Annotated in this window: 11 protein-coding genes; 5 read left to right on the plus strand and 6 right to left on the minus strand. The window is 74.4% G+C overall.

The features are described from left to right. The first annotated feature begins 11 nt into the window (after window positions 1-11). The gene (locus tag LG274_RS09440) at window positions 12-689 is read left to right on the plus strand and encodes a GntR family transcriptional regulator (RefSeq protein ID WP_298710523.1); all 678 of its coding nucleotides are present in this window, start codon (window positions 12-14) and stop codon (window positions 687-689) included. A 38-nt stretch (window positions 690-727) separates the two neighbouring features. Here LG274_RS09440 and hutG read toward each other — a convergent pair whose 3' ends face one another. The 5 genes from hutG to LG274_RS09465 all read right to left on the minus strand — a co-directional run bounded on the left by hutG (window position 728) and on the right by LG274_RS09465 (window position 5,742). Beyond that, entirely contained in the window at window positions 728-1,774 is a 1,047-nt protein-coding gene (gene hutG / locus LG274_RS09445) for a formimidoylglutamase (RefSeq protein ID WP_298710520.1), read from the minus strand. Between the two features lie 74 nt (window positions 1,775-1,848). After that, window positions 1,849-2,364, minus strand: a complete 516-nt coding sequence (locus tag LG274_RS09450) for a CoA-binding protein (RefSeq protein WP_298986453.1) — start codon at window positions 2,362-2,364, stop codon at window positions 1,849-1,851. A 3-nt stretch (window positions 2,365-2,367) separates the two neighbouring features. Beyond that, complete coding sequence (locus tag LG274_RS09455; RefSeq protein ID WP_404464119.1) at window positions 2,368-3,729, minus strand: O-acetylhomoserine aminocarboxypropyltransferase/cysteine synthase family protein; 1,362 nt, start codon at window positions 3,727-3,729, stop codon at window positions 2,368-2,370. A gap of 245 nt (window positions 3,730-3,974) precedes the next feature. Continuing rightward, entirely contained in the window at window positions 3,975-4,793 is an 819-nt protein-coding gene (locus LG274_RS09460) for a DUF1648 domain-containing protein (RefSeq protein ID WP_319075454.1), read from the minus strand. Window positions 4,794-4,839: 46 nt separating this feature from the next. After that, window positions 4,840-5,742: an EamA family transporter gene (locus LG274_RS09465; protein ID WP_404464122.1), complete on the minus strand. Its 903-nt coding sequence runs from the start codon at window positions 5,740-5,742 to the stop codon at window positions 4,840-4,842. A gap of 185 nt (window positions 5,743-5,927) precedes the next feature. On the opposite strand from LG274_RS09465, the gene LG274_RS09470 reads away from it, so the two are divergent. From LG274_RS09470 to LG274_RS09485, 4 genes are all read left to right on the plus strand, one after another. Further along, a complete protein-coding gene (locus LG274_RS09470; RefSeq protein ID WP_319075457.1) occupies window positions 5,928-7,367 on the plus strand; it encodes an acyl-CoA dehydrogenase family protein in 1,440 nt (479 codons plus the stop codon). Then, window positions 7,364-8,782: an MFS transporter gene (locus LG274_RS09475; RefSeq protein ID WP_298710509.1), complete on the plus strand. Its 1,419-nt coding sequence runs from the start codon at window positions 7,364-7,366 to the stop codon at window positions 8,780-8,782. The genes LG274_RS09470 and LG274_RS09475 overlap by 4 nt, the downstream gene beginning before the upstream one ends. Continuing rightward, window positions 8,779-10,164, plus strand: a complete 1,386-nt coding sequence (locus LG274_RS09480; protein ID WP_298710507.1) for an LLM class flavin-dependent oxidoreductase — start codon at window positions 8,779-8,781, stop codon at window positions 10,162-10,164. Before LG274_RS09475 ends, LG274_RS09480 begins: the two co-directional genes overlap by 4 nt. Before the next feature lie 100 nt (window positions 10,165-10,264). Further along, complete coding sequence (locus LG274_RS09485) at window positions 10,265-11,131, plus strand: siderophore-interacting protein (protein ID WP_298710505.1); 867 nt, start codon at window positions 10,265-10,267, stop codon at window positions 11,129-11,131. A 93-nt stretch (window positions 11,132-11,224) separates the two neighbouring features. On the opposite strand, the gene LG274_RS09490 is transcribed toward LG274_RS09485, so the two are convergent. Then, window positions 11,225-12,697, minus strand: a complete 1,473-nt coding sequence (locus LG274_RS09490; RefSeq protein ID WP_404464126.1) for an MDR family MFS transporter — start codon at window positions 12,695-12,697, stop codon at window positions 11,225-11,227. Window positions 12,698-12,724: the final 27 nt, after the last annotated feature.

A 12,724-nucleotide genomic window follows, 5' to 3' on the forward strand; every position in this document is an offset into this window, starting at 1 on the left:
AGGCTGGGCCCATGAACAAGTCGGAGGAGGCCTACGCCCGCCTGACGCAGAAGATCGAGACCGGGGAGCTGCCACCGGGCGCCGTCCTCAGCGAGGCGGCCCTCATCGCCGCCGCCGAGACGGGACGCACGCCCCTGCGCGAGGCCGTGCAGCGCCTCATCCGCGACCACTGGCTCCTGACCGGTGGGGGACGTGGCCTGCAGGTCCCCGCGATCTCCGTGGACGACCAGCTGGAGAGGCTGGAGGTGCGGCGGTCGCTCGAGGCGCTGGCCGTGGGACTGGCCTGCGCGCGGGCGGGCGAGGAGCAGCTGGCCGCCGTCGCGGCCCACGTGCGGCACCTGCGCACGGTGGAGGACCTGCCGGCGTACGTCGCCGCCGTCGGGCGCTCGCACGAACTCCTGCGCACGATCGCGAACAACCGCTATCTCGCCGATTCCCTGGTCCCGCTCCAGGGGCTCTCCCGGCGGTTCTGGCTCGCCACCACGAAGGGTCTGCCCGACGAGGTCGAACGCGGCCGGGCGTTCTACGTCCCGGCGCTGGAGGCGGTGACCCGGAGGGACTCGGCGGGAGCCCGGGCCGGGGTGCTGGCCCTGCACGACTTCCTGGCACGCTCAGCGCTGGACTACGCCGCCCGACGCGCGGCCCACGGCAGCGCCGAGCCCCCGGCCCCGTGGGCGGACCGACGCTGACGCGCGCGGCCCCCGCGCCTGAACGAGTCCCGGCCCGCTCAGGCCAGCAGCGACGCGTCCGTCCGGTGACGGCTGACGATCGCGTGGATCAGCCGGGCCGCGGCCTTCGCCGTGCGGCCGTCCACGTCCAGGGAGGGGTTGAGCTCCACGACGTCGGCCAGGGCCAGCTTCCCGGACTGGGTGGCCTCCAGCGTGCACGCGTGGATCACCTCGTACGGCACGCCGAAGCCGGCCGGTGCGCTCACCCCCGGGGCGACGGCGGCCGGCAGCACATCCAGGTCGATCGTCAGGTAGAGCACGTCCACGGCGTTGATGAACGAGCGCACCCAGCGGCGCACGCCGGTGACGTCGGCGGTCTGGGCCTGCTCGTCGGTCACCCACGTGACCCCGCGTTCGCGCGCGGTGTCGAACAGGACGCGGGTGTTGTTGGCCTCGCTGATGCCCACCACCGCGTAGGAGAGCTGATGCTCCGCCCCCTCGGCGTCGCGCAGCGCCTGCAGGAACGGGGTGCCGGAGCTGGGCCGCGGCGCCTCGCGCAGGTCGAAGTGCGCGTCCAGGTTGAGGATGCCCACGCGGGTGCCCGCACCCACGCGCGTGGAGCCGGTCAGGCCCGTGATCGAGGCGTAGGCGGTCTCGTGTCCGCCGCCGAGCACCACGGCCAGGTCGTGGGCGTTCAGCAGCCCGCTGACCACCGTGCCCAGCTCGGCCTGGCCCGCCTCGAGCTCGCCCGGGGCGTCGTCGTCACCGCGGTCCACGGACACGTCGCCCGCGTCCACGAGCGCGCCCGTGCCCTCGAGGTACGCGAGCGAGGCGAGCGCACCGCGCAGCGCCTCCGGGCCGTCCTCGGCGCCCACGCGGCCGTGGTTGCGGCGCACGCCCTCGTCCGAGGCGAAGCCGACGAGCGCCGTGGACCGCGCGCCCGACGTCGGGGCGCCGGCGCCGGGGTGGCGCTGCGTCGTCGTGGGCTCACCGTGGCCGGCGGCGGGGCGGACGACCTGGTGCCAGCGCAGGTGCTCGGGGGCGTCGCCGTCGGTGCGGCCGGTCCAGGTGGGGGAGAGGGAGGGGGAGGGGAGCTCGGAGGTCATGGGCCCATCCCACGCCATCGACGGGCGGGTGCGCAACGAGGGCCGGACGACGCCCGACATGGGGCGTCGTCCGCCTAGCGGTCGAGTTCCTGGCGCCGCGAGCTGATCACGCCGGTGACGAAGCCGGCGAGGTTGAGCCCGCCGTGGAAGCGGGCGTGCTCGATCTTCACGCAGCGGTCCATCACGATCTCCAGGCCCGCGGCCTCGGCCTGACGCGCGGCGTCCTCGTTCCAGATGCCCAGCTGCAGCCACACGGTCCTCGCGCCCACGTCGTGGGCCTCCTCCACGACGCCAGGGGTGTCCCCCGCCTTGCGGAACACCTCCACGAGGTCCGGCACCACGGGCAGGTCCGCCAGCGACGCGTAGACCTGGTGGCCGAGGATCTCCTTGCCGGCTTCGGCGAGCACGGGGTTCACGAAGTAGACGTCGAACGTGGTCGAGCTCAGCAGGTACGTGGCCACGAAGTAGGACGCGCGCTCGGGCTTGTCCGAGGCGCCGACGATCGCGATCGAGCGGGTGCGCCGCAGGATCGCCAGGCGCTCGGGGGCGCTGGGGCCGGTCCAGGTCCGCTCGGGGTGGGTGGTGCTCATGGCTCAGGCCTCCTTCTCGACGTCGGCCTCGACGGCGGTCGGCGCACGGACCGGGGCGACGTCGTCGTCCTCTCGGGTGCGGCCCGTGGCTGCGGTGAGGGCCTGGTCCAGGTCCCACAGGATGTCCTCGACGTCCTCGATCCCCACCGAGATGCGGATCAGGTCCTCCGGCACGCCGCCGGCCACGAGCTGCCCGGCGGTGAGCTGCTGGTGCGTGGTGGACGCCGGGTGCAGCACGAGCGTCTTGGCGTCGCCGATGTTGGCCAGGTGGCTGGCCAGCCGCAGGTGCGCGATGAAGTCCGCGCCGGCGTCGCGACCGCCCGCCACGCCGAAGCTGAACACCGAGCCGACGCCCTGGGGCAGCAGCTCCCGGCCGCGCGCGTGGTGGGGATGGCCCGGCAGGCCCGCGTACGCCACCCAGGCGACGCGCGGGTCCTCGTCCAGCCACTGCGCCACGGCCTGCGCGTTGGCCAGGTGCGCGTCCATGCGCTGCGCCAGGGTCTCCACGCCGATCATCAGCTGGAACGCGGACTGCGGCGCCAGGGACGGGCCGAAGTCGCGCAGCTGCTCAGAACGCAGCTTGGTGAGGAAGCCGTATTCGCCGAAGTTGCCCCACCAGGACACGCCGCCGTAGCTGGGCACGGGCTCGGTCATGGACGGGAACTTGCCGTTGTCCCACGGGAACCGGCCGGACTCCACCACGACGCCGCCGAGCGTGGTGCCGTGCCCGCCCAGGAACTTCGTGGCCGAGTGGATGACGATGTCCGCGCCGTGCTCGATCGGGCGGATCAGGTAGGGCGGGGTGAGGGTGGCGTCCACCACGAGCGGCACGCCGTGCCGGTGGGCGACGTCGGCCAGGCCCGGCAGGTCCACGACGTCACCGGAGGGGTTGGCCACGATCTCCGTGTAGACGGCCTTCGTGTTCTCCCGGAGGGCCGCCTCGAAGTCCTCGGCCTCCATGGAGTCCACGAACGTGGTCTCGACGCCGAACCGGCGCAGGGACACGTCCAGCTGGGTGATCGTGCCGCCGTAGAGCTTCGAGGACGCCACGATGTGGTCGCCGGCCCCGGCGAGGGCCGCGAAGGTGACGAACTCGGCGGCCATGCCGGACGCCGTCGCCACCGCGCCGATGCCGCCCTCCAGCGTGGCGATCCGCTCCTCGAACGCGGCGACCGTGGGGTTGCCGATGCGCGAGTAGATGTTGCCGTACTTCTGCAGCGCGAAGAGGTTGGCCGCGTCGTCCGCGGACTCGAACACGAAGGAGCTCGTCTGGTGGATCGGCACCGCGCGGGAGCCGTGGACGGCGTCCGGGACGGCGCCGGCGTGCAGGGCCTTGGTGCGGAATCCGAACTCGTGGTCGGCCACGGCGGTCCTCTCTGGCAGGGGGCGAGAATGCGCGCCCCACCCTGCCAGGCCCGGGCGACGACGTCGGACACCGCGTCACATACGCGCCGCCGGGGCGCTCGCGGCCCCCGGCCGCCGGCCCCCGACCCCGGCCTCCCCAGCGAACGAGGTGTCACGAAACGTTGGAATGGCGCCCGCGTTCCCACATTTCGTGACACCTCGTTCCGAGAGGAGGGGGAGCGTGGCGGGGAGCAGCAGGCGCGTGGTCATCGGTTCAGGGCCGCCGCGATCCAGACGGCCGCGGGCAGACCGACGATGAAGACGCCCACGAACCCGTAGGTGAGAAGGCGGCCCGTGCGCGAGGCGAGGTTCACCGTGGCGCCCACGCCGTAGCCCTCGCGCTTGGGCGGGAAGGCAGAGGGGTCGTCGGGGTCGCGCTTCAGGCCCGCCGCGGTCCACTTCTCCTCCTCGGCGGCCTCCTCGGCGGTGGGGCGGTGGCCGAGGTCCTGGGCGACGCGGTCCGACCAGCGGGTGCCGCCGCGGATCGCCGCGCTCAGCGCGACCATCACCCCGACCATGAGGAGGGTGAGGCTGAGCGGCATGAGCCACCAGGGCATCCGCCACGCGCCCGCGGTGAGGACCTCCACCGTCGACGGGAGCATCGGGAGCAGGGTCAACGCGGCGATCCACCCGAGGGCCGTGCGCATGCCGCGGTCCACCCCGGCCTGCCGCACGCGCCGCCACGGGGAGGCGTCCGGAGGCAGGGGAGACATCATCGGCACGATGGCGGCCATGAGCGCCATGAGCACGGTCATGCCGAGGGCGACGATCGGCCCCATGCCGACGGTGCCCAGGGACTTCTCGTCCCAGTCGTCGGGACGGCCGTCGATGCCCCAGTGCACCGGGACCCGGTCCGGGAGGTCGGGCAGGGCGACCGTGACCCACCCGAGCATGCCGATGCACACCGCCGCGGTCAGCAGGAACGGCAGCCAGGGCCGCCACGCCCCGCGGCGCAGGGCCTCCCGCTCGGCGGCGGGGACGTCGTCGTCGGGCCGGCCCGGGCCGGGGGGTGTGGCGGGGGTCATGCGTTCAGGCTACAGAATCCTGTGGACGCGCTGAGGGCGGCGGGCGTCAGGCCCGCGCCGCCCGGTCCCCGCGGTCCGTCGCCCGGCGCATGCGACGCTCCGGCGCCCGCCCCAGCCACACCGCCGCCGCACACGCCGCGACCACGAGCAGCATCCCGGCCACGTCCGGCACGTCCAGCACCTGCCCGCGCACGGCCCACGCGGTGAGCGCGGCGGCCACGGGGGACAGGCACGTGAGGAGGGAGAACAGTGAGGTGGGCATGCGGCGCAGCACGTGCATCTCGATCCCGTACGGCAGCGAGGAGCTCAGCACCGCCACCACCAGCCCGACGCCCAGCACGACGGGGTCGAGCAGGGCGGGCCCCGCCGTCGTCGCGCCGATGGGCAGGGCGAGGAAGGAGCCCGCGACCATGGCCAGCGCGAGCCCCTGCACCCCGGGCAGATGCCCGCCCGCGGCCCGACTCATCAGGATGCAGCCCGCCCAGAAGGCGGCGGCGCCCACGGCGCACGCCACGCCCACGGGATCCAGCCCGGCGCCCGCGCCCGCGCTGAACCCGTCCCGGCCGAGCAGCACGATGCCCGCAAGGGCGACGCCGGCGCAGGCCCATGCGTCCCAGCGCCGCCGCGCCAGGACGGACAGCGCGAGCGGTCCGAGCACCTCGAACGTGACGGCCACGCCCTGGGGGATCCGGTCGAACGCCTCGTAGATGAGCAGGTTCATCCCGGCCATGGTCAGCCCCAGCCCGACGACGGCGGCCCACCCCTGCGCGGTCAGGCTCGCCAGGGCGCGGCGCCCGGGGCGGGCGAAGGCCAGCAGCAGGAGGGCGGAGAACACGAGGCGCAGGGCGACCATCCCGGAGGCGCCGACCTGACCGAACAGCAGGCCGGCGATGGAGGCGCCGAGCTGCTGGCACAGCACGGAGAGCAGGACCAGCAGCACGGGAGGCACGCGGCCAGCGTACGGGTCATCCAGGGGCGGCCGGACGCGTTCGGCGGTGCGGCAGCGCCGTCGTGACTCCGGCCCGGGGCCCGGTTCAGACCGTGGGCGGGCGCGCTCCTAGCGTGGCGGCAGACCACGCACTCGGCCGTCGGTGCCGGACACCACCGCTGACCGCCCCGCTGACAAGGACCCCCATGACCGAGACCCTCACCGCCGCCCGCGCGGAGGACGTCCGCCCCGAGCCGCCCCGCGCGGAGGCCTCCGTCCTCACCCCGCCCGAGGTCGACGTGGCCGACCTGCCCCGCGACCTCGCCGGGCTGCGCGCCCACTTCGCGCCGCTGTTCGCGCAGATCGCGGAGGGCTCCCGCGAGCGCGATCACGAGCGGATCCTGCCCTTCGAGGAGGTCCGCGCGCTCCACGCCGCCGGCTTTGCGGTGCTGCGCGTCCCGGCCGAGGCGGGCGGGCCCGGCGTCGACGTGCGCACCGCGATCGCCCTGCTCGTGGACCTCGCCGAGGCCGACTCCAACGTGGCCCACCTCTACCGCTCACACCTGGGCTTCCTCGACGCGCTGCGGTTCCAGCCCGAGGACGTCCGCACGCGCTGGTACGGGCGCGTCCTCGCCGGCGCCACGGTGGGCAACGCCTCCACGGAGAAGGGCGGCAACGCGCTCGGCACGCTCAACACGGTGCTCACGGAGGACGCGGCGGAGGCGGGCGACGACGGCGCGGCGGACTCCGCGCCCGCGTGGACGCTCTCCGGCACGAAGTACTACGCCACGGGCTCGATCTTCTCCTCGCACACCCGCGTCTCCGCCTCCGTGCGCCGCGCCGACGGGAGCGTGGACGCCGGGCGCGGCTTCGCCGTCGTGCCCGTGGACGCCGCCGGCGTCACCCTCGAGGACGATTGGGACGGCTTCGGGCAGCGCCTCACCGGCACGGGCACCGCGGTGTTCGAGGATGTGAGGATCCCCGCGGGCGACGTGCTGCGGCGCATCCCCGGCACCCCCGAGGCCGTGTTCGAGGCCGCGTACTTCCAGCTGATCCTGCTCGCGGTGCTGGCCGGGATCGCCCGCGCCTCCCGCCGCGACGCCGCCGCCCGCGTGGCCGCGCGCGTGCGCACCTTCAACACGGGCCTGGGCCTGCCGTTCCGTGAGGACCCGCTGATCCAGGAGGCCGTGGGCCGGATCGCCGCGAAGGCGTTCACCGCGGAGGCCGCGGTGCTGGCGGCGGCGGAGGCGCTCGACGCCGCGCTCGCCGCCGGGGCGGCCACCGGCGCCGACCGCTGGGGCTACGACGGGGAGACGCCGCTCGCGTTCGCGAACGCCGAGGTCGCGGTGGAGCACGCGCAGATCACCGTGCCCGAGCTCGCGATCGGCGCCGCGCAGGAGCTCTTCCTCACCGGCGGCGCCTCGGACACGTCCACCGCCAAGGGCCTGGACCGCCACTGGCGCAACGCGCAGACCGTTGCCACACACAACCCCATCGCCTTCCGCGCCCGGGCCGTGGGCGACTACTGGATCAACGGCACCCTGCCCGAGGGGCTCTCCGCGATCGGCGATGCGCCGGCGACGGGTTCAGGGCCGACCGACGCCGCGGCGTCCGCGGTCGTCATCACCGAGGGGGACGCCCGATGAGCACCGTCCTGGACGCTCCGGAGGCGACCCCGCCGTCGTCGGGACCCGGCACCGGGAACGCGCCCGCCTCCCCGGCCGCCCCCGCCGAGGACCCCGCGGCCCGGCGCCATCGCACGCGCGCCGTCGTCTCCTCGCTGCTGGGGACCACGATCGAGTGGTACGACTTCTACCTCTACGGCCTGGCCGCCGCCCTCGTGTTCAACGTGCAGTTCTTCCCGGGCGCCACGCAGCTCGGAGCCACGCTCGCCTCCTTCGCCACCCTCGCGGTGGGCGTGGTGATGCGCCCGCTCGGCGGGGTCGTGGCCGGGCACTTCGGGGACCGCGTGGGGCGCAAGGCCCTCCTCGTGGTCTCCCTCCTGCTCATGGGCGTCTCCTCGTTCCTCATCGGCCTGCTGCCCACCTTCGCGCAGGCCGGCTGGTGGGCCGTCGCCGGTCTCGTCCTCCTGCGCCTCGTGCAGGGCGTCTCTGCCGGGATGGAGTGGGGCGGGGCCGCGCTGATGTCCGTGGAGCACGCCCCCGCGCACCGCCGCGGCTTCTTCGGCTCCTTCACGCAAATCGGCTCCTCGGCGGGCATGCTGCTGGCCACGGCCGCGTTCAGCATCGTCCACCTGTTCACCACGGAGGAGCAGTTCGCCGCCTACGGCTGGCGCATCCCCTTCCTCGCCTCGGCCGTGCTCGTGGCGATCGCCCTGGTGATCCGGCTCGGCGTGCAGGACGCGCCGGAGTTCCAGGAGCGGCGCGCGGCCGGCGAGCTCAGCGCCTCCCCGGTCCGCGAGCTGCTGCGGGACCACGGCCGGGCCGTGCTCGTCACGGCCGGCCTGCGCCTGGGACAGAACGGGGTGTACTACCTGATCACCGTGTACCTCGTGAGCTTCCTCGTGCTGCGCGGGCATGACAGCGGGATCCTCCTCACCTCGATCATGGTCGCCTCCGCGATCGGACTCGTGAGCACCCCGCTGTGGGCCGCGCTCTCCGACCGGTGGGGCCGGCGCCGGGTATCCCAGCTCGGCTACGCCCTCATCGCCGGCGCCGGGTGGGCCGTGTTCGCCGTGACCGAGGCCGGGCTGATCGCGTGGCTGCCGATCGTCGTCGTGCTCGTGATCAACGTGGCCCACGACTCCGTGTACGGCCCGCAGGCGGCGTGGTTCGCCGAGCAGTTCCCCGTGCAGGTGCGCTACTCCGGCGTGAACCTCAGCTACCAGATCGGCACGGTGCTCGGCGGCGGCATCGCCCCGTTCGTCGCGGCCCTGCTCTTCGAAGCCGGAGGGCGCACCCCGTGGCTGATCGCCGCGTACCTCACCGTCCTGGCCGGGCTCTCCCTGTGGGCGTCCAGCCAGGCCGCCGATCCGACCGCGCGCCGCGGCGAGGCGTCCGGATCGGCGCCCGCCGTCCCGACCGTCCAGGAGACCCGATGACCCCGCAGCCCGAGGCGCAGAGCGCCCAGCCCTTCCTGCTCAGCGCGTTCGAGATGATGACGCCCGTGCACCAGTCCCCGGGGCTGTGGCGGCACCCGGACTCGCGGATCGCCGAGTTCGACCGCCTCTCCTACTGGACCGACCTCGCCCGCACCGTGGAGGAGGGCGGGTTCACCGCGCTGTTCCTCGCGGACGTCCTGGGCCTGTACGACGTGTACGACGGCGGGGTCGAGGCCACCGTGCGCGGCGGTGTCCAGTGGCCGCTGCTCGAGCCGACCGTGGCCGTGCCCGCCATGGCCGCCGTGACCGACCGCCTCGGCTTCGGCGTGACCGCGTCCGTCACGTACGAGCAGCCGTACCAGTTGGCCCGCACCTTCGCGACGCTCGACCACTTCACGCAGGGCCGCGTGGCCTGGAACGTCGTGACCAGCTACCAGGACTCCGCGGCCCGCAACCTCGGGCTGGACAGGCAGCTGCCGCACGACGAGCGCTACGACCGCGCCGACGAGCACCTCGACGCCGTCTACCGCCTCTTCGAGGGATCGGTGGAGCCGGGCGCCGTGGTCAAGGACGCCGCCGCCGGCGTCTTCGCGGACCCGGAGCGCGTGCACCCGGCCGGCGTGGCGGGCACGCACTTCCGCGTCCCCGACGCCGCGCTCACCCACCCCGGTCCGCAGGGCACCCCGTTCCTCTTCCAGGCCGGCGCCTCCGCGCGGGGGCTGCGGTTCGCGCAGGAGCACGCCGAGGCCGTCTTCGCCATCGGCCCGACGACGGCGCACGTCCGCCGCTTCGTCGAGCAGACGCGGGCGGGGCTCGTCGACGCCGGCCGCGCCGAGGACGCGATCCGTGTGCTCGCGATGGTGACCGTCGTCGTCGCCGAGACGGACGAGGCGGCGGAGGAGCGGCTGCGTGGCTACGCGGACTTCGTGGACGTCGAGGGTGCCCTCGCCCTGTTCGGCGGCTGGACCGGCGTGGACTTCGCGGGCCTGGACCCGGACGCGCCGCTGGAGCACGTGGTGACGGACGCGAACCGCTCCGCGCTCGCGGCCTTCACCGCGGACCCCTCGGGGAAGCTGTGGACGCTGCGGGACGTGGCCGAGTTCGTGGCGATCGGCGGGCGCGGCCCCGTGATCGTGGGCTCCCCGGCGACCGTGGCGGACGAGCTCGAGCGCTGGCAGGCCGAGACCGGTGTGGACGGCTTCAACATCTCCGCGGCCGTGCGCCCGGCCGACCTCGAGCGGTTCACCACGCTCGTGAGCCCGGAGCTGCGCCGCCGCGGCGCGCTGCGCGAGCCCGAGGCCGGGAGGACGCTGCGCGAGAACATCACCGGCGCGGGGCCGCGCTTGCCGGAGGATCACCGGGGCGCGGGGTTCCGCGGCTGACCTCCCCGTCCTCGACGAGCCCTGCGTCGTGCTGCCGTTCCCGCGGGAACAGGCACCACAACGCAGGGCTCGTCGCGCCGTGGCGTGGGAGAGTGAGGGCATGACCCGCCCCGACGAGCCTGGCCGCCCCGCCCGCCCCCAGACCGTGCTGACGGTCCAGCGCACCGAGCGCCTCAGCCCGCACCTGGTCCGCATGACGCTCGGCGGCGAGCAGTTCGCGGACTTCCACGCCCGCTGGGCCGCCAAGGGTGCGGCGGATCAGTACATCAAGCTGCTCTTCACCGACCCCGTGCTCGGCCTCACCCCGCCCTACGACCTGGACGCCCTCCGCGAGCGCCTCACACCCGAGCAGATGCCCGTCCGCCGCACCTACACGGTGCGCGCCGTGGACGCGGCGGCCGGCACGGTGGACGTGGACTTCGTGGTGCACGGGACCGGTCCCGACGACGGCCTCGCCGGTCCGTGGGCCGCCTCGGCACAGCCGGGGGACACGGTGGCGTTCATGGGACCCGGCGGCAGCTACAGCCCCGATCCCGGGGCGGACTGGCACCTGTTGGTCGGTGACGACTCCGCCCTGCCCGCGATCGCCGCCGCCCTGGAGGACCTCGCGCGCACGGCCCCGGACGCCGTCGGGACCGCGCTGATCGAGGTGGGCGGCGCGGAGGACGAGCTGCCGCTCGAGGCACCGCTCGGCGTCGAGGTGCGCTGGCTGCACCGCGGCGGGGACTTCACCCCGGAGGCGACGCGCTGGGCTGCCGAGCTGCGCGCGCTCCCGTGGCGCGAGGGCCGGGTGCACGCGTTCGTGCACGGGGAGCGCGAGCAGGTGAAGGCCGCGCGGGCGTACCTCACGGACGAGCGCGGGGTGGACCGGCGGTCCATGTCCGTCAGCGCCTACTGGGCGTTCGGCCGCGCCGAGGACGCGTTCCAGGCGGAGAAGCAGACGCCGGTGGGGCAGATCTTCCCCTGAGGGGTGACGTGCCCATGCGACGAACCCTGCGTCGTTGTGCCTGTCGCGCGGTCTCCAGGGCGACAGCGCAGGGCTCGTCACCCGGGGCAGGGCTCACGCCGCGTCGGCCGCCGGGCGCTTCACGAACCACACCGCCACCACGTTGAGCGTGAACACCGCCGCGCCAGAGAGGAACGCCAGGTGCACGCCGTCCATCATGGCGGCCCGCGCCGGCAGGCCTGCCGCGGCCGACGACGCCGTCCCCACCGTGAGCAGCGTGATGAACAGCGCCGTGCCCGCCGCGCCGGCCACCTGCTGCAGCGTGGACATCAGGGCGGAGCCGTGCGCGTACAGCGGCCGGGGCAGGGCGCTGAGCGCCGTCGTCATGAGCGGGGAGAACAGCAGGGAGAGGCCGATCGAGATGGCCACGTGCAGGCCCACCACCATGAGGGCGCTCGAGTCCTCGCTCAGCGTGGTGTAGCCCCACAGTCCCGCGGCGCCGAGAACCGAGCCCGGCACGACGAGCGGGCGCGGGCCGACGCGGTCGTAGAGGGCTCCCACCACGTAGCCGAGCACCGCCATCACGACGCCGCCGGGCAGCAGGGCCAGGCCGGACTGCTGGGTGCTCCAGCCGAGCACCTCCTGCAGGTAGATGGGCAACAGGATGATGGTGCCGAACAGGGCCATCATGGACACGAGCATCACGCCCAGCGCCACCGTGAACGTGGGCCGGGCGAGCGTGCGCAGGTCCAGGAGCGCGCGGTCCTTGAGCCGCAGCTGGCGGGCCGCGAACGCCGCCAGGGCGAGCACTCCCACCAGGATCGGGATCCACGGCGCGACGGCCGCGTGCCCGCCCGCGGCCTCGCCGATGCTGGAGAGGCCGAAGACCAGGCCCGCGAAGCCGACGGCGGAGAGCGCTCCGGAGGGCACGTCCAGGCGGACAGGATGCGGCTCGGTGACGTTGCGGACCCACGCGGCGCCGGCGGCCAGCGCGAACAGGGCGATGGGCAGCACGGTGAAGAACAGCCAGCGCCACGTGAAGTGCTCGAGGATCACTCCGCCCACGGTGGGGCCGCTGGCCGGGGCCACGGCGATGACGATCGAGATGACGCCCATGATGCGCCCGCGGCGGGCCAGCGGCACCACGTTGAGCACCGTGGTCATCAGCAGCGGCATCATGATGGCCGTGCCGACGGCCTGCACCACGCGTCCGGCGAGCAGGATCCCGAAGGTCGGCGCCAGTCCCGCCAGAGCGGTGCCGAGCGTGAACGTGCTCATGGCGATGATGAACACGGTGCGGAGCGTGAACCGGTTCAGCAGCCACCCCGTGAAGGGGATGACCACGGCCATCGTCAGCATGAAGCCGGTGGAGAGCCACTGCGCCGAGGCGGCCGAGACCGAGAACTCCTCCATCAGGCGCGGCAGCGCCACGGACATGATCGTCTCGTTGAGGATCACCACGAAGGCGGCGGAGACGAGCAGGCCGATGAGTCGGCCGGTGCCGGGGGCGAGGGTGTCGGCGACGAGGGCGCGCTCGCCGTCGTCGTGCGCGGGGCCCGGGGAGCCGGCGTCGGGGGATGAGGTCACGGGGGCCTTTCAGGGGGCGGGACCGAG

This window comes from Micrococcus antarcticus, assembly GCF_044872765.1.
Taxonomy (GTDB): domain Bacteria; phylum Actinomycetota; class Actinomycetes; order Actinomycetales; family Micrococcaceae; genus Micrococcus.